Below are 17,415 nucleotides of genomic sequence, written 5' to 3'. Positions count from 1 at the left end.
GCCGGGGCGCAAAAATTTTTTCTTTCCCGGTGTCACTTTTCCCGCTTCGTTGCACAAGGTGAATGAAGGCGTCCGAATGCCTGCGACGCTTACCTTGTCCCGAAGGGGGGAACTGTGATCGACCATATCGACAAGGCCATCCTGACAGTCCTGCAAGAGGACAGCACGCTTTCAGTGGCGGAAATCGCCGATCGCGTGCATTTGTCGACGACGCCTTGCTGGCGCCGCATACAGAAGCTCGAGCAGGACGGCGTCATCGCCCGCCGGGTTGCCCTGCTCGACGCCGACAAGCTCAATGTCGGCGTGACCGTGCTCGTCGAAATCAGGACTGCGCAGCATACCGCAGCCTGGCTCAAACGCTTCTGCGACGTGGTCGCCGACATCCCCGAGGTGATCGAGGTGTACCGCATGAGCGGTCATATCGACTACCTGCTGAAGGTGGTCGTTCCGCACATTGCCGGGTATGACGGCGTGTACAAGCGCTTGATCAGCGAGCTGGAAATTTTCGATGTGAGTTCGAGTTTCTCGATGGAGACCATCAAGCATACGACGAGGTTGCCCCTCGATTACGTTTGCTGATTTTCTTGTCTGCGGATTCCGCCTGCTGGATTGAATTTTCAAAGACGGCGCGGTCGGTGGGAATAAAAAACCGGAAATGGCGCGAAGGACGAATTCTTTCAAAAAAGTATTCCGGGCAGGATCGCTAGACTTTTTCATGTGGATGAGGAGCCGGCAAGCCTGCCGGGGCCGGCGGCCTCGAGCGAAGCCGGGAGTGAAGGGGGAAGGCATGCCGTTGCGGTTGACCGCTTCTCGACTTCTCGATCGTGTGGGACAAGACAGGCGTTTTGCCGAAATACAACCGACTAGGGATGGGTGCATCGTGGGGATCAAGTTCGACGGCAAGGGTATGGCCCGCAACGTTGCGGCAATGGCGATCGCAATGGCGGTTGCCCAGACTTTCATGGTGTCCGCGGCGTATGCGCAGCAGGCGGAACAACACACCTATCATCTGCCGAGCGGTCCGCTGGATCGCACGTTGGTGGAGATCGCCCGGGTCGCGCAGCTTCCGTTGAGCTATGACGCGTCATTGGTGCAGTCGCTCAAATCGGCGCCGGTGGACGGCACGTATTCGGCCGAGGCCGCGATTCGCAAGGCCTTGCAGGGCACGGGCCTCGACCTGGTTCCGACGGCGAACGGCGGTTACACGCTGGCTCACGTCAAGGCGGATGCCAAGGGGGTTTCGTCGGCGCCGGCCGCTGCCGCAGTCGCGGCGACCACGGCGCAGGTAGACACCACCTTGCCCCTCATCAGCGTGGCGGCCAGCCGGGATTCAGGCGGTACCGGCTTCGTCGCGGAATCGTCCTCCACCTATGCGCGCTCGGATGTGCCGCTGAGCGAGACGCCGAAATCGGTCAGCGTCATCAATGCCGCGGTGATCCAGAGCCAGGGTGCTCAGTCGCTCTCCGATGTGCTGAGGAATGCTTCCGGTGTCGTCACGCGGCCGGGGCCGCTGGGCGTGCCGAGTTACACGATTCGCGGGTTTGTAGCGCAAAACGTCACGTCGGATGGATTGGCGACTGTCGGGACGGCCCCTAACGTTACGCCGACGATCGCCATCTCGAGCGTGGAAGTGGTCAAGGGACCCTCGGCCATCGTGAATGGCAACAGTCCGCCGGGAGGCGTCATCAATCTCGTCAAGAAGACGCCGCAGGCCGATCCGTTTCATGAAATCCAGGTGGGCTACGGATCGTACGGCGACACCCAGATCGCGCTGGACAGCACGGGCGCGATCACCGCCGACAAGAAACTCCGGTATCGCTTCATCATCTCGGGTGAACGGGTCGGCCAGAATTCGATGGGATATGACGGCAAGAGAAATTTCTACTTTGCGCCGACTGTGCAATGGAAGGACTCGACCACGGATGTGACGGTCGGCTATGAGCGCACGGTCTACCGCGAGCCGGTTCCCCAGTTCACGCTCGGCCATGCTGCCGGCGATATCTATCGAAACTATATCGACAAGCCGCTTGGCACGCCGTCCGACCATTTCGGCGCGCAAACGGACAATATTTTCATTCATCTCGAACAAAAGCTCGGCTCGGCGCTGACCTTCGTGAGCAAGGGTTCCTATACGCGGACCCAACAAACGCAGCAAGCCTGGACTACGGCCACGCCGCTCTCGGCGACCAACGGCGTGTTGTTCCACAATTTCGATTCGCTTTCGGATTTCTACAGTTGGAGCTTCCAGAACTACCTGCGCGCCAAGTTCAATGTCGGCGCTGCGAAAAATACGGTGATTGCTGGCTGGGACGTTCTTCGCTACAGCCAGCATCAGTCTGACACCACGACATCGAAATTCATTTCCATTCCGAATGTCTTCGGCTCATTTACGCTTCCGTCTTCCGACACGGGAAACCTGATGCCGAATGGGACTACCTACTTCACCCAAACCGGCTTGTATCTACAAGATCAGTTCTCCTACAAGAATTTCCATGCACTCGCGTCCGTGCGCCGGGATACCTATCTGACACATGCGACCTACGCCGGTAACCCACCACCGGGAAACCATCAGAATGCGTATAGCCCGAGCCTCGGCCTGCTCTACGAACTGACGTCCGAGGTTGCCGCCTACGCCAGCTACAACCGTGGCTTTCAGCCGGGCACGGCGCTTAAATTCGGCGGCGGTGTGCTCCCCCCGCAAACCAGCCAGCAGGTCGAAGTGGGCATGAAGTTCAACCTGCTGGACGACAAGCTGGCCATCACGACCTCGGCTTACCGCACCTCGTTCAGCAATTACAACGTTGCCGACCCGGCCCATCGCGGCTTCTATCTTCCTGCCGGCGGCGCCGTCAGCCGCGGATTCGAAGCGGAGATTACCGGGCAGCCGCTGCCCGGTGTCAACGTGGTGGGCAGCTACACGTACAACGACTTCGTGCAGCCGCCGAACAGCAAGCTGGCGGTGAACCTACCCAAGAACAGCGCCAGCCTGTGGGCGACCTACAACTTCCGCTCAGAGAAGCTCCAGGGTTTCGGTGTCGGCGCGGGGCTGTTCTTCGCGAGCGGGCAGTACATCGGTTCGGGCTCGGCGTACCGCATCCCCAGCCAGGTGGAGACGGACCTCGGCGTGTTCTATCGGAAGAAGGGTTACGGCCTGAATCTTTCGGTCAAGAACGTATTCAATCGCAAGCTCTACTACAGCAGCACGACCGCTAGCCTGATCCCGATGGGACCGGAGCGGACCATCATGCTCACCGGCACCTATGATTTCTGACACCCTCGAGACTCGGCCGTGGAGCGGCGGCATGTCGAATCCTGAGCGCATCACTCATTCGCGGGCGCGATGGCGGCGCGCGGCGATCGGGGGCGCGGTCGTGCTGGCGCACGCACTGGGGCTGTATCTGATCGTTCATCGCAGCGTGGACCTGATCAGGCTGGAGGCCGACCGGGCCTCCGGTGCGTCGGTTCAGGTCAGGCTCGTTGCCGCGCCGACACCCGAGCCCGTCGCGCGGCCGGAACCGAAGCCCAAGCAGGAGCCTCAGCGGAAGCCGGAACCCAAGCCCGTCGAAAAGCCGGTGGTGCGGAAGACGGCACCCTTGCTTTCCTCGGAGGCTCCTGCTGCCCGGACCATCGCGCCAGCCAAGACCGAGCCCGTCAAACCGGTCGAGCCGGCGCCGCCGGCGCCGCCGGTACCGGTGCCCAGCGCGGTCGCGCCCTCCGCTGCGACACCGCCTGCACCCGCGCCGGGTCCCCAACTGCTCGATAGCCCGAAGCAGATTAGCAGCGCGGAGCTCAAGCAGCTCGGTTGCCGTATCCCGCGGCCGGACTATCCGCCGAAGGCCCGGCGGCTGGAGCAGCAAGGCACGGTGGTGGTGAGGCTGAACATCGGCGTGGACGGTGCGGTGAAGACGGCGCGGGTTGCGCAAAGCAGCGGCTACCCGCTGCTGGATGCGGCCGCGCTGGCGGCGATCGAAGCCGGCCATTGCCAGCCCTACACGACCGCCGGTATTGCCCGTGCCGTAGAGGCCGAGCAGCCGATCGCCTTCAACCTGAATGATTGACCTGGAATCTACGGAGCAAAAAATGGAACAGTACGGCATCGCCAACGTCTGGCAGCAGGGCGACTTCATCACCCGGTTCATCTTCGTCTTTCTTCTCGGCATGTCGATCGTGTCGTGGTTCGTCATCGTGACCAAGGGCTTGGCGAATCGACGCCTCGAGACCATGGGAAAACGTGCGCAGACGCGCTTCTGGTCCACGCCGTCGCTCGATGACGGCATCGAGGCCCTGGGTGACGGCACCGACAATCCGTATCGCGCCGTGGCGCTTGCCGGCCGCGAGGCGAACGACCAGCAGGCCGGTGGCGACGCGTCGCTGCAAGGAAGCCTCAGCAGCAGCGAATGGGTGGCGCGCGGCCTGCGCAACGCCTTCGACGACGAGGTTGCCCGCCTGCAGAACGGCCTGGCCATCCTCGGGTCGATCGGCAGTACCGCGCCGTTCGTCGGCCTGTTCGGGACCGTGTGGGGCATCTATCACGCGCTGATGGCCATCGGCGTGTCGGGACAGGCCAGCCTCGATCATGTCGCGGGCCCGGTCGGCGAGTCGCTGATCATGACGGCGATCGGCCTGTTCGTGGCGATCCCCGCCGTGCTCGGATTCAACTACGTCAATCGAGGCAACAAGCGGGTGAGCCATCGCCTGAACCGGTTCGTGCACGAGTTGCACGTGTACTTCGTGACAGGCGCCAAGGCCCGCTGCGACGTTCGCCCGGTGCCCGCGGCGCCGGCGACGAGCAAGCGCGTCAACGCCGCCGCCTGATCGGGAGCCAATCGTGTCGATTCTCATGGATGGCAACAACGACGAAGGCGTGATGAACGACATCAACATGACGCCGCTGATCGACGTCATGTTGGTTCTGCTGATCATTTTCATCGTGACGCTGCCTGTCATCAACAAGGCGGTGAAGGTCGATCTGCCCAAGGCCGCGGCACAGCCCGCCCAGTCGAAAACGCAGGACATCGACCTGTCGATCACGGCTGACAAGACCGTGCTGTGGAACAAGGACGTGGTCGACGATGCGGCGCTGAAGCTGCGTGTCGAGGCGGCTTCGAAGCAGGGCGATCCTCCGGCCGTCAACATCAATGCCGACGAGCACGTCGAATACGGGAAGGTCGCCACGATACTCGCGGCGCTGCAGGGCGGCGGGCTGAACAAGATCAATTTCGTCATGCAACCGACCAAGGGCCAGCAATGATCGGGAATCGGGCATTCCCGACGGACCGGGCCGAGGATCGGGATGCCAGGCGTCACTTTCCTTCCGTCTGGAAGTTGATCACGCCGTACTGGACCACCAGGGAGGGCATGCTGTCGGCATTGATGCTCGCCTACGTGCTTGGGGCGGGCTGGAGCCACACCTATATCGCCGTGTGGCTCAACCGATGGACCGGCACGTTCTACGACGCCGTGGGATCCGGGAGGTTTCAGGCGCTGCCGAACCTGCTGTTGCAGTTCCTGCTGGTGTCCATGGCCGCCGCCGCGCTGACGGTGTCCACGGTGGTGATGCAATCGATCGTCGAGATTCGCTGGCGGCGATGGCTGACGACCTGGCTGGCCGATCAGTGGCTGGCCCGCCATACCTACTACCGCATCGAGCGCGACCGCGCGCTCGAGAACATCGATCAGCGTATCGCGGAGGATGCGAAGCAGTTCGTCAAGGACACCTTGCAGCTGTCGATGGGCGTGCTTCAGGTGCCGGTGAGCATCGTGAGCTTCAGCGTGATCCTGTGGTCGATCGGCCATTCCCTGGATCTCGATATCGGTGGACACACGTACAGCATCCACGGATACCTGGTCTATGCCGTCTTTCTCTATCAAGGCCTGTTTTTCTGGGCCACGCACCTGCTCGGCCGACGCTTGATCACCCTCAATGCCAAGCAGAACCGCGTGGAGGGCGACTTCCGCGTGCTGATGGTGCGGGTGCGCGAATTCGCCGAGCAGATCGCCTTCTTCGATGGAAGCGGCGCGGAAGGCAAGCGATTGAACGGGGCTTTTCGCCAGGTCGTTTCGAATCTTTATGCGCTGCTTTGGGTCAACACGCGGGTCTCGCTGTTTACCAACATCGTCGGGCAATTCAGCTCGGTGGTGCCCGTGGTGCCCACGTTGCTGGTATTGCCGCAACTGATAACGGGGGGGCTGACGCTGGGCGGGCTGATGCAATCGAACGCAGCATTCAGTTCCGTGTCCAGTTCCCTGGCATTCTTTCCCCAGGCTTATCTGGGATTCACCGCGTGGCGCGCCGAAGCGAACCGGCTTCGGGAATTTCTCTACGTGAACGCGCTGGATTCGCGGGGAAACGTCGTGTTGACCGCCGGCGAGCGCGGAGCCGTAGGCGCCCACGGGTTGGTTCTGCGCGACGCAGCCGGCGCGGAGATTGCTCGCGTGCCCGACTTCTCGCTCGCACCCGGTTCGCGCTGTCTGATCCGCGGGCGCTCCGGAAGCGGGAAAAGCACGCTGCTCAGAGCGCTCGCGGGCCTCTGGCCCTACGGCGAGGGTATCGTCACCTGCGGTGCCGAAGGAACGATGTTCGTTCCGCAGCGCAGCTACATCCCTGTCGGCACGTTGAAGGCGGCGATCGCGTATCCGCACGAGGAATCGACGTACACCGACGGCCAATGCGCGGACGTCCTGCGCGCATGCGGCCTCGATGCGCACGTTGCATCGATGCTGGACGCCGATCGCTGGAGCGACCGGCTTTCCGGCGGAGAGCAGCAGCGGGTGGCGTTCGCACGCGTGTTGCTGGCCAGCCCGACCACGATATTTCTCGATGAATGCACGTCGGCGCTCGACACCGAGAGCGAGCGAACGCTCTACCAACTGCTGATCGACCGGCTACCTCAGGCCACGATCCTCAGCGTCGCGCATCGAAAGGAGTTGCTGGCCTTTCATCAGCAGACCCTCGACTTTTCACCGGAATGGGCATCCGCGGTCGCGGCCGGCCTGACCGGCACGGCTTCGTCTGCTTGCCCGGCATGACACCGTGATCCCGTCAGGACGCTTGCTCCTCACCGGGGGCAAGGTCCGACGAAACCGAACTTATGGACAGGAACGTGAAATGAGCGATTTGAAAAGTGTGACCGCCGCGAGCTTCGAGGCCGACGTGATGATGAACAGCCGTCCGGTGCTGGTCGACTTCTGGGCCGAATGGTGCGGGCCGTGCAAGGCGCTGGCGCCGACGCTCGAGAAGGTGGCGCGGAACTTCGACGGCAAGGTCGACATCGTCAAGGTCAACGTCGACGAGCATCCGTCCTTGCGCGAGCGTTTCGGTGTGCGCGGTATTCCCGCCCTGGTGCTCATGAACGGCGGCCATGAGGCGGGCCGCATCGTGGGACCGCGGTCGGCCACGCAGCTGGCGAGTTATCTCGATGCGCACCTGGGAACCGTCACGCAGCTGGCCAAGCCCGAAGTGACGCTTCGCGCGTTCGGCGGCGATCCGCAGGTGAAAGCGGCTCGCATCGCACGGTTGCTCGATTATCTGGAGCACAAGCAAGCCGCGCTGGACACCCCCATGTGGCCGGAAAAGATCAGCGGCGCACTGGAATTCGTTGCCGACTCGCGTGATCCGGACGAGTGCGCGTCCGTGTTGGGCATGCCGACCGATGTGGTCGAGGCGGTGACGGTCCTGTCGAGCTATCGAGGCACCCATTTCAAGGCGGCGCTGTTCGTGGCGGACTGGCTGGAAAGCGTACCGGTCGGCGCGAACCTCTCGACGCTGCCCGGCCGGCTGCTGATGTCGATCCTGTCGAGCCGGATCGTCTCGGACACGCTGGAGGGGGAATCGAGGTTGCTGGCGATTCGTGACGAGCTGGTTTCGCTGCACGCGGCGGAAATGGACGGCTCCCCGGTGGCGGACGCGAACTGGGCGGACGTCAGGCAGGCATCCAGGGACGCGGCGGCCGAACTCGGCGACGGGAGTGCTGCCGTGGCCGCCGAGGTGCTGGAGGTCGCTTCGTCCTCGTTGGCCCGGAATCCGGACATGTTGAAGGAGTTCGTCTTTTCACTTTGCGGCTCCATGCGGAAATGGCTGCAGGTCAAATGCAACTGGGGCGCGCAGGACGATGCGCGCTTGAATCAATTGGCGGAAGGGGTCTTCAAGCAGGCAATCGACGCCGGCGTCGAGCCGCCGAGGGGCAGCGCGCTGATGGAGCGTGTGGCGGAGGTCGATCCTCAACTCGTGGGGCGTTTCCTGTCTTATTACGAGGACGGCCATCTCGCCGCGGCCGAGCGGGGCAGCGCGATCGGCGACATGCTGATTCAGCTCACCGGGCAGACCGCCTGAGGCATTCAACGACACGATGCCGCATGGCGGAGGAGCAGGCTGATGCAATCGAGCAGTACGCAGTTGCAAACCGTCGCTGCTGAGCTGGCGAGTTCGGCGGAGCGAGTGATCGCGTTCGCGCGGCAGGCGGGCGCGGAGGGGACGCGCGTGGAGATCGAGGCCGCCGAATCGAGCGCCGTGACCGTGACGAACCGGGTGCAGACGGAACGCAGTTTTTGCGGCACCCTGGAGATGACGGTGACGGTGTTTCGCGACGGAAAACGTGCTTTCGCGAAATCGTCGGACCTGTCGGACGACGGGCTGAGAAAGATCGTTCGCGCGGCGATCGAGAGCACCGCCGCAACCGAGCCCGATCCCGCGGCCGGATTCGCCGATTCGAGCCAGTTGGCCAGGGACTTTCCCGATCTCGATCTCCATCACCCGCTGAATTGGTCGCTCGACGACATCGGTGCCCATGCGCAACGCGCCGAGGATGCGGCGCTCGCACATGACCCGTCGATCAAGGCGTCGAAGGGCGTAACGGTGAGAACGATGTCGGGCACGTCGTTGCTGGCCACGTCGGCGGGGTTCCATGCGACAGCGCCGTGGTCCGTCCATTCGATCGCATGTGCGCCCGTCGCGTTCGGCGCCGGCGAAAAGCAGATCGGTTTCTGGGGCCATGCAAGTCGCGCATTCGACGATCTCGCGAAACCGGAGGAGGTCGGGGCGCTGGCCGCCAGGCGAGCCATCGACGCGCTCGGCGCGACGCAAGTCCCCACGCAGCAATGCCCGGTTCTGTTCGAGCCGTCGGCGTCGCTGGGGCTGCTGGCCGAACTGGTGTCCTCGGCATCGGGGGATGCGCTCTACCGGAGCGGATCGTTCTTGAAGGATGACATCGATTCGTCCTTGTTTCCGCCGCATGTCCAGCTTGACGAGGATCCGTTCGTCAAGCGCGGGATGGCCAGCCGCTGCTTCGACAGAGACGGCATTCCGGGCGGGCGCCGCAAGGTGGTGGAGGACGGCCGCCTGCGCGGGCTGTTTCTCGGGCTTTATGCGGCGCGCCGCTTGAACCTGACGCCCACCGGCAACGGCTATGGGCCCCACAACCTCGAGATGCGCAGTACACGGACCCGGCCCGGCGACGACTTCGCCGCGATGCTGAGGAAGCTGCATCGCGGACTTCTGGTCACGGAGATGGTTGGCGGCGGCGTGAACCGCTTGACGGGGGATTTCTCCCGCGGCGCCAAGGGGTTCTGGGTGGAAGACGGCGAGATCCGGTTCCCGGTGAGCGGTATCACGATAGCGTCGAATCTCCGCCGGATGTTCGGCGGACTACAGGCGATCGGCAGCGACGCGTTGACGAGGGGATGGGCGACCTCCGGATCGTGGCTGATCGATGCAATGAAGATCGGGGGAGCTTGAAACATGAGTGACATGAAGCAGCGGCAGGTATTACGGCCTGCCCGCGAGGAGATCCGCACGCTGGCGCGGCACGCGCTGCTGGACCGGCATGGCGTCGACGAGACGGCGCTTTTTTCCGCGATGGGCGTCGCGCTCGGCCAGCGATGGGATTTTGCGGATATCTTTCTCAAGGAAACGACCGCGGAATCATGGTCGCTGGAAGGGGGGGCCGTGCGCGCGAGTTCGTATCGTTGCGATAGCGGCTTCGGACTGCGCGTGTTGAAGGGAGAACAGGCGACGCTGGCGAGTTCGCAACGCATCGACGCGATGGCGCTCCGGAATGTTGCGTCGCGGCTGTGCGAAACCGGAAGCGGCATTTCGCGTGACGGCTCGGCAGCGATGCAGCGCAGGCCGGCCGCATCGGCACGATCGTTCTACGACCCGGCTCATCCACTGCGGACGATGGATGGAGCGGACAAGATCGCGCTTCTGAAGACGCTCGACGAGATCGCCCGGGCCGCCGACCCGCGCGTGATCGAAGTGCATGCCGTGCTGAGCGCCGTGCACGAAACGATCTGGATCGCGCGATGCGACGGCCTGAGTTGCGGCGATGTGCGTCCGCAACTGTCCTTGTGGATCAACGTGCGCGTCAGGTCCGGCGCGCGCGTGGAGGGCGCTAGCGGGGGGATCGGCGGGCGCTATGGCATCCAGACGTGGGATGACGACGAACTTCGCACATTCGTGCGGGAACGTGTGACGGCCGCCCTCACGAAGCTGCAGGCGCGGCCGGCGCCGGCCGGAAAAATGACGGTGGTGGTCGGCCCGGGCTGGAATGGCGTCTTGTTGCACGAAGCGGTCGGCCATGGACTGGAAGCCGATGGTGCGCGCCGCGGGACGTCCGCCTTCGCGGGACGCCTCGGCGAAAAGGTGGCATCCGGGAATGTGACCATCGTCGACGACGGAACGCTCCAGGGGGGCCGCGGTTCCTTGAATATCGACGACGAAGGGTGTGCGACGCGGCGCACGACCTTGATCGAGAACGGCGTGCTGCGCGCGTACATGCAGGATGCGCTGAGCGCGAGGTTGATGGGAATGGAGCCGACCGGAAACGGCCGCCGCGAGGGTTACGCCTCGCCGCCCATGCCGCGCATGACGAACACGTTCATGCTGAACGGGGACCACGAGCCGCAGGAAATCATCGAGTCGGTGCGCAACGGTATCTACGTGTCGGGCCTCGAGGGCGGCCAGGTCGACATCACGAGCGGTCAGTTCGTTTTCGAGGCATCCGAGGCCTACCTGATCGAAAACGGCAGGATTACCGAGCCGGTCAAGGGCGCGACGATCACGGGCCACGGCCCGGACACCATACGGAACATCAGCCTGGTCGGCAACGATCTCGCCTGCGATCCCGGCAGGGCGACGTGCAGCAAGGCGGGGCAGTCGATCCCGGTGGGCGTGGGCCAACCGACCGTGAGGGTGGATGAAATGACCGTCGGAGGCACCGCGTAGTCGTGGCCGTCGAGGCGGCGCATTGCCGGTGGAATAGAACGTGAACAAATGGGCTCATCGTCTCAGTCAGTCCAGCCGCACGCAACGTGAGGCGAAAACGGAACTGCTGCCCTTGGCGAGGCCGATACGCGATGCCTTGTCACTGGAGTATCACCTTCAGCTCGAAGCGCTGCATGCCGGTGTGGGGTCGCTTGTCGCGCTTCAGGTCCTGATGAGGACCGTGATCGCCACGGGCATCCTGTGCGAATACGGGTACGGGGATGTCGAGGACGCTTCGTACAAGGACCTGGAAAAGATCGCAAACCACGCGTTTTCCTCCGGCCGCCAAGGGCATTTCCATTTCGATGGCGACGCATTCCATCTTTTCGCCAGGGTGCTGACAACGCATGATTTGCAGTTGGAAGTCGCCCCCGTCAAGGTGATCGACGAAGTCGCGAAGCGCCTGGAGCGATACTGCAGGGTGACTCAGTGATCGGGCTCTGAAGAATCGGCCGGTGCGGCGAGCGCAACGCGCTTTCGCCTGCAGCGCGCTATCCGCGCCCCACGAACGGCATCGCGGTCGCCATGATCGTCATGTTCAGGATGTTCGTGTCGAGCGGCAGGTTCGCCATCTGGACGACTGCGTTCGCGACATGCGCGACGTCCATGCGCGCCTCGGGCGCCAGGCTGCCGTCCGCCTGCGGGACGCCTTGCGTCATCCGTTCCGTGAGCGAGGTCGCCGCGTTGCCGATGTCGATCTGGCCGCATGCGATGTTGTACCGGCGGCCGTCCAGCGCCAGCGATTTCGTGATCCCGGTCACCGCATGCTTGGTGGCCGTGTACGCGATCGTATCGGGGCGCGGCGCGTGCGCCGAGATCGAGCCGTTGTTGATGATCCTGCCACCCTGCGGCGTTTGCGCTTTCATCAGCCGCCACGCGGCCCGCGCGCACAGAAAGACGCCGGTCAGGTTCGTCGCGACGACGCTGTTCCACACGTCGAATTCGTATTCGCCGAGTGAAACGGGCGGGGCGTTGCGTCCGGCATTGTTGAACAGCACGTCCAGCCGGCCGAACTGCTGCGCGATCTGCTCGAACGCGCGGTCGACCGACGCCTCGTCGGTGACGTCGGCGGGAAACACCTGCGCGTCGCCGCCGGCGGTGCGGATGGTGTCCTGCGTTTCGCGTAACGACGCCTCCGTGCGTCCGAGCAGCGCGACGGTGAAGCCGGCCTGGGCGAGTGCGATTGCTGCTGCCCGACCGATGCCGGAGCCGGCGCCCGTGACGGCGGCGAATTTCTTCGAGACAGACATGGCTTGATTTCCTGCGGGTTGAGTAAGGAACGAGGCGACCGAGGTTCGATGTCGTCAGCCCTTCGGCAATGTAGTCGAAATGCGCGGCGCACGGATTCGAGCGATATCGACAATCGCGTCCGACCACGCGGTGACGGCGATCATTTCTTCCGCCCGGGCCCAGCCTTCCGCGCCCGCACACCCGTCTCCGCGAACAGATCGACCACCACGCCGCGCAGCCATCGGTTCCCTTCGTCCTGATTGACCCGCGTATGCCACAGCATATGAATCGGCGCACCGGGCAGCGTGACGGGCAACGCGCGCCAACCCAGCGAAAACGGCGCGGCGAGCTGCAGCGCGAGATGCTCCGGCACGGTCGCGATCAGGTCGGTGCGCTGCAGGATGTAGCCCACGCTCATGAAATGCGGCACCGTCAGCCGCACCCGGCGCTTCACGCGGCGCCGCTTCAGCCATTCGTCCACCTGCCCGTGGCCGGTGTCGGCCGACACCACGACCAGATGCTCGGCGTCGCGCCATGCCTCGACCGTCAGCGGCGCATCCTCGAGCGGATGCCCGTGCCGAAACAGGCACACATAACGCTGATCGAACAGCCGGCGCTGATAGAACCCGCCCTTGAGTTGCGGCAGCAGGCCGATCGCGAGATCGACGCGGCCGTCGGCCATCTCGTCGCTCAGGTTGACGCTCGTGTTGCGCACGGTATTGAGCGCGATGCCCGGCGCCGCTTGCGACAGGTGTTCGAGCAGCGCGGGGAGGAACACGACTTCACCGATATCGGTCATGCCGATCGTCAGCGTGCGCGCGGCGCGCAGCGGATCGAAGCCGGTCTCGGGATTGAGCGCGGCATGCAGCGTCGCGAGTGCGTGCGACACGGGCTCCGCCAGACGCAGCGCGAACGGCGTCGGCACCACGCCGCCCGGCCCGCGCATGAACAGCGGATCGCCGAGCCGGCGGCGCAGCTTCGCGAGCGCGTTGCTGACGCCCGGCTGGCTCATGTTCATCTGCTCGGCGACGCTCGACACGCGCCGCTCCTGCATCAGCCGCTGAAATAGCAGCAACAGGTTCAGGTCGATCTCGCTCAGTTCCATGGGTTTCGCCTTGCCCGGCTCATTGCATTTGGTGATGAAGCAGATTCATTTCATTTTATTGCGGGATGAATGTCCACTCCTGAAACTACCGATACGGCGCATGCATTCGACATGACCGCTGCGCAGCCCGCAGACCCCACATCTGAATATCGGAGACACCTTCATCATGCAGACGAACCCGAAGATTGCGATCGTCGGCGCCGGCATCGGCGGCCTGACGCTCGCACTTGCTTTGCGCGAACACGGCATCGACGCGCAGCTCTACGAGCAGACCGACGCATTGCGCGAAGTCGGCGCGGCCGTCGCGCTGTCGGCCAACGCGACGCGCTTCTACGAACGCATGGGTTTGCGCGCGGCTTTCGACGCGGTGTGCGCGGACATCCCGGGCCTGGTCTATCGCGACGGGCGCAGCGGCGCGGTGATCGGCCATCATCGCGGCGAACCCGACTATCGCCGGCAATTCGACGGCGCGTACTGGGGCGTGCATCGCGCCGATCTGCAGGCCGTGCTGTCGAAGGCGGTCGGTCTCGACTGCATCCATCTCGGCCATCGGCTGGTCGATCTCGCGCAGGATGCCGATCGCGTCACGCTCGCGTTCGACAACGGCGAGCGCGTCGAAGCCGATCTCGTGATCGGCGCGGACGGCGCGCGCTCGATCACGCGGCGCTGGATGCTCGGTTATGACGATGTACTGTATTCGGGCTGCTCGGGCTTTCGCGGCGTGGTACCGGCCGCGCGCATGGACCTGCTGCCCGATCCCGACACGATCCAGTTCTGGGTCGGGCCGCATGGGCATCTGCTGCACTACCCGATCGGCGACAACGGCGACCAGAATTTCCTGCTGGTCGAGCGTCATCCGTCACCGTGGCCGTCGCGCGACTGGGTCATGCCGGCGGAAGAGGGCGAGCAACTGCGCGTGTTCAGGGGCTGGCATCCGGCGGTGGTGCAGATGATCACCGCCGTGCCGATCAGCCAGCGCTGGGGGCTGTTCCATCGGCCGCCGCTCGGCCGCTGGCGCCGCGGGCGCGTGACGCTGATCGGCGACGCCGCGCATGCACTCGTGCCGCATCACGGGCAGGGCGCGAACCAGTCGATCGAGGATGCGATGGTGTTGGCGGCGCAACTGGCGAAGGCAGGCCCGGGCAATTGGCGCGAAGCGCAGGAAGCGTACGAGCGCCTGCGTCGCGGCCGTACGCGCAAGGTGCAGTACGCGTCGATTTCCGCGGCCGACGTGCTGCACCTGCCCGACGGGCCGGCCGCGCAGGCGCGCAACGCGCGTCTGGCCGAACGCGACAGCGTGCTGCATCACCTGGACTGGATTCACGATTTCGATGCGCTCGCCGAGGCGCCGAGCGAGCGGCAGGGCGGCACGTGGCTTTGAGCCCGAAGTGTGCGCGTGGGTCGCGCGCGCAGCGCATCGCTCCTGTCGACGGACGGCGGGCCGGGCATCGGCCGGCTTGACGAAAACGGGCGGGGCAACGCCCGCCCGCCGTCACCTCACGCACTCGAGCGCGTACTTCAACCCCTGCCCGAGCAGCCCGCGCCATACGTCCCACGTATGCCCGCCGTCGACGATGCGCAACTCGGCCGGGTTCTGCGCACGGCGCAGCTGCGTGTACAGCACGCTCGATTCGGCCTGGATCGTCAGGTCGTCGTCGCCGGCCGCGATGTACATCGGCACGCGCCAGCTGCGCGCGAAATAGCCGCGCATCAGCGCCGGGTAGTTGAGTTCGTGCCACACGCGCGAGTCGAACTGCCGGTCGCCGAACACGCCGACATAGCGCGCGGCGGAATTGAGCGGCGGCTCGTTCGCATAGATCGCGGGGCTCAGCAGCATCGCGCCGCAGAACAGGCCGGGTTCGAGCAGCGAGAAGCGCAGCGCACCGAAACCGCCCATCGACACGCCGCCGATCGCGCGGCCCGCGCGCTGGTTCGACACCGCGAAGTGCGCTTCGACTTCGGGCAGCAGGTCGTTGAGGAACGCGCTCTGCATCTTCTCCTTGCGGTCGACGTACCAGTTGGTGCCGCCCTGCGGCATCACGATCACGACGGGTGGAATTTCGCGGCGCTCGATCAGCGTGTCGGCGGTGGCCTGCAGCCGGCCCTGCGTGATCCAGTCGTTCGCGTTGCCGGCATTGCCGTGCAGCAGGTACATCACCGGGTAGCGCGCGCCTTCCGGGTTATAGCCGGGCGGCAGGTAGACCGTGTACGACCAGTCGCGCTTCAGCGATGCCGACCGGAACGTGCGCAGCGCGACGCTGCTGCCCGGATTGACCGGCGGCTCCTGGGCGGCCGGCGTGACCGGCGCGGCCTGGGTGGCTTGGGTGGCCGACGGCGGCGCGGGCGATACCGTCGGCGCGGCCGGTGTGGCGCGGGCGGTGGCGATGGAGCCGGCGATCAGGGCGACGGCGAACGGTAGGGCGAGTCGGCGCATGGCGAATCGTTTCAGGAGAGGCGCCGGCTATCGTAGCAGCGGCGCATGACGGCGCGGCGCGTCATTGCCGCGAACGGAACGGCAGCCGCGCGACGAGCGGCCCGTAGAGTTTGGCGACGAGATACAGCAGGCCCATCGCGACGGCATCGGCGGTCAGGCCGAGCGGCACGTCGAGATAGCCTTCGGTCGCCTGGTAAAGCAGCGAATCGACCGCGAGCGAGATGCCGGTGCCCGCGACGAAGCACAGCAGCCCCTGCCGGCCGATCGTGCCGATCCACGGCATCGCGTGCGCGACCTTCTTCATCCAGCCGAGGTGCACGAGCTTGGCCGCGAGCCACGCGATCGCGAGGAAATTCACGAGCCGCAGTGCGCCGAGATTCTGCTTGATCGACGGATCGGTCGGGAACGGTTCGATGCGCAGCCGGTAGTACGCGCCGGCGGCGACGATCGCGAGCGACACGGCCGTGAGCAGCCAGCCCTGCGGCCTGGGCGCGAGCGTCTGGTAGACGGGCTGGCAGCGCGCGATCACGCCGAGCACGAACAGGAACTGCCACGCGAACGGGTTGAAGTCCCACGGCGCGCCTTCGACGGTCGGCAAAAAGCGCGCGACGTGCGGTGCCGCGTACCACAGCGATCCGCTGAACGCGAGCATCAGCCACGGCTGCGTGCGCGCGAGCGGCAGTGCGAGCGGGACGAGCAGCGCGAAGAACGCGTACATCGGCAGCACCGACGCGAGGTACGGCTGGCGGCGGAACAGCAGGATGTCGCGCAGCGCGGCGAGCGGCTTGTGGAGCAGGCCGTCGAGATCGTTGGTCGGCATGTTCGGGCCGTCGATCGCGAACGCGTTCAGCGCGGCCGTGATCAGCAGCATCAGGCCGGCCGTCACGAGGAACGCGCGGTAGATCTCGAACGCGCGCAGGATGAAGCGCTGGCGCGCGGCGGCCTCGTCGTGCCGCTCGGCGAGCGAGTTGTACGCGATCGCGGTCGCGAAGCCGCCGAGGAACACGAATACCTCGGCCGCGTCGCACAGCGCGTACGCGTGCAGCGTCACGCGCGACAGGATGCTGCCGCCGATATGGTCGACGACGATGACGAGCAGCACGAGGCCGCGGAAGAAATCGAGCTCGGCGTAGCGGCCGGCCCGGGCAGGCGCGGTCATCGGACCGCCGCCCGGCGCGGGTCGCGTGCGCGGCCGGCACATGCCGCGCATGAATCGGGGTGAAGCATGACTTCGTGAAGAAATGGCGAACGGATGCGCATTGTGCCACCGATGCGACGCTTGTCGGGTTTACGCGGATGGCGGGCCGGACTGCCGCTGCCGACAAGCCCGGTCAGGCTGTCTGCGTAACGGGGCAGTTGGGAGAGCGCAACGCTTTGCGCGCGGTT

15 protein-coding genes are annotated in these 17,415 nt (G+C 65.0%); 11 read left to right on the top strand and 4 right to left on the bottom strand.

From position 1 onward, the window contains the following. Positions 1 to 117: 117 nt before the first annotated feature. From KVT39_RS02660 to KVT39_RS02615, 10 genes are all read left to right on the top strand, one after another. Positions 118 to 579: an Lrp/AsnC family transcriptional regulator gene (locus tag KVT39_RS02660; RefSeq protein ID WP_034188004.1), complete on the top strand. Its 462-nt coding sequence runs from the start codon at positions 118 to 120 to the stop codon at positions 577 to 579. Between the two features lie 349 nt (positions 580 to 928). Further along, a complete protein-coding gene (locus tag KVT39_RS02655) occupies positions 929 to 3,271 on the top strand; it encodes a TonB-dependent receptor (RefSeq protein ID WP_254640341.1) in 2,343 nt (780 codons plus the stop codon). Positions 3,272 to 3,302: 31 nt separating this feature from the next. After that, a complete protein-coding gene (locus KVT39_RS02650; RefSeq protein ID WP_244099528.1) occupies positions 3,303 to 4,058 on the top strand; it encodes an energy transducer TonB in 756 nt (251 codons plus the stop codon). Between the two features lie 22 nt (positions 4,059 to 4,080). Next, entirely contained in the window at positions 4,081 to 4,815 is a 735-nt protein-coding gene (locus KVT39_RS02645; protein ID WP_131949485.1) for a MotA/TolQ/ExbB proton channel family protein, read from the top strand. A 13-nt stretch (positions 4,816 to 4,828) separates the two neighbouring features. Continuing rightward, entirely contained in the window at positions 4,829 to 5,251 is a 423-nt protein-coding gene (locus KVT39_RS02640) for a biopolymer transporter ExbD (RefSeq protein ID WP_082146233.1), read from the top strand. A 107-nt stretch (positions 5,252 to 5,358) separates the two neighbouring features. Beyond that, positions 5,359 to 7,029, top strand: a complete 1,671-nt coding sequence (locus tag KVT39_RS02635; RefSeq protein WP_243566614.1) for an ABC transporter ATP-binding protein/permease — start codon at positions 5,359 to 5,361, stop codon at positions 7,027 to 7,029. A 79-nt stretch (positions 7,030 to 7,108) separates the two neighbouring features. Beyond that, entirely contained in the window at positions 7,109 to 8,332 is a 1,224-nt protein-coding gene (gene trxA / locus KVT39_RS02630) for a thioredoxin (protein ID WP_217587694.1), read from the top strand. Positions 8,333 to 8,374: 42 nt separating this feature from the next. Continuing rightward, positions 8,375 to 9,733 (top strand): TldD/PmbA family protein, encoded by a 1,359-nt coding sequence (locus KVT39_RS02625; RefSeq protein ID WP_217587693.1) that lies wholly within the window; start codon positions 8,375 to 8,377, stop codon positions 9,731 to 9,733. 12 nt (positions 9,734 to 9,745) lie between these two features. Next, positions 9,746 to 11,221, top strand: a complete 1,476-nt coding sequence (gene tldD, locus KVT39_RS02620; RefSeq protein WP_217587940.1) for a metalloprotease TldD — start codon at positions 9,746 to 9,748, stop codon at positions 11,219 to 11,221. Between the two features lie 40 nt (positions 11,222 to 11,261). After that, positions 11,262 to 11,693, top strand: a complete 432-nt coding sequence (locus tag KVT39_RS02615) for a Fis family transcriptional regulator (protein ID WP_105392495.1) — start codon at positions 11,262 to 11,264, stop codon at positions 11,691 to 11,693. A 58-nt stretch (positions 11,694 to 11,751) separates the two neighbouring features. Here KVT39_RS02615 and KVT39_RS02610 read toward each other — a convergent pair whose 3' ends face one another. After that, complete coding sequence (locus KVT39_RS02610; RefSeq protein ID WP_131949490.1) at positions 11,752 to 12,510, bottom strand: SDR family oxidoreductase; 759 nt, start codon at positions 12,508 to 12,510, stop codon at positions 11,752 to 11,754. 140 nt (positions 12,511 to 12,650) lie between these two features. Then, positions 12,651 to 13,595 carry a LysR family transcriptional regulator gene (locus tag KVT39_RS02605; protein ID WP_217587692.1) on the bottom strand — a complete coding sequence of 315 codons (945 nt, stop codon included), beginning with the start codon at positions 13,593 to 13,595 and terminating at the stop codon, positions 12,651 to 12,653. 166 nt (positions 13,596 to 13,761) lie between these two features. On the opposite strand from KVT39_RS02605, the gene KVT39_RS02600 reads away from it, so the two are divergent. Then, positions 13,762 to 14,976 (top strand): NAD(P)/FAD-dependent oxidoreductase, encoded by a 1,215-nt coding sequence (locus KVT39_RS02600; RefSeq protein ID WP_217587690.1) that lies wholly within the window; start codon positions 13,762 to 13,764, stop codon positions 14,974 to 14,976. A 111-nt stretch (positions 14,977 to 15,087) separates the two neighbouring features. Here the strand turns inward: KVT39_RS02600 and KVT39_RS02595 are convergent, their stop codons facing one another. Continuing rightward, the gene (locus tag KVT39_RS02595) at positions 15,088 to 16,029 is read right to left on the bottom strand and encodes an esterase family protein (RefSeq protein WP_217587688.1); all 942 of its coding nucleotides are present in this window, start codon (positions 16,027 to 16,029) and stop codon (positions 15,088 to 15,090) included. A gap of 61 nt (positions 16,030 to 16,090) precedes the next feature. Beyond that, positions 16,091 to 17,188: an OpgC domain-containing protein gene (locus KVT39_RS02590; RefSeq protein WP_034180944.1), complete on the bottom strand. Its 1,098-nt coding sequence runs from the start codon at positions 17,186 to 17,188 to the stop codon at positions 16,091 to 16,093. Between the last annotated feature and the right edge of the window lie 227 nt (positions 17,189 to 17,415).

Source organism: Burkholderia sp. GbtcB21, from assembly GCF_019091065.1.
In the GTDB taxonomy this organism is placed as follows: domain Bacteria; phylum Pseudomonadota; class Gammaproteobacteria; order Burkholderiales; family Burkholderiaceae; genus Burkholderia; species Burkholderia pyrrocinia_C.
This window is presented reverse-complemented; position numbering and strand designations above follow the sequence as displayed.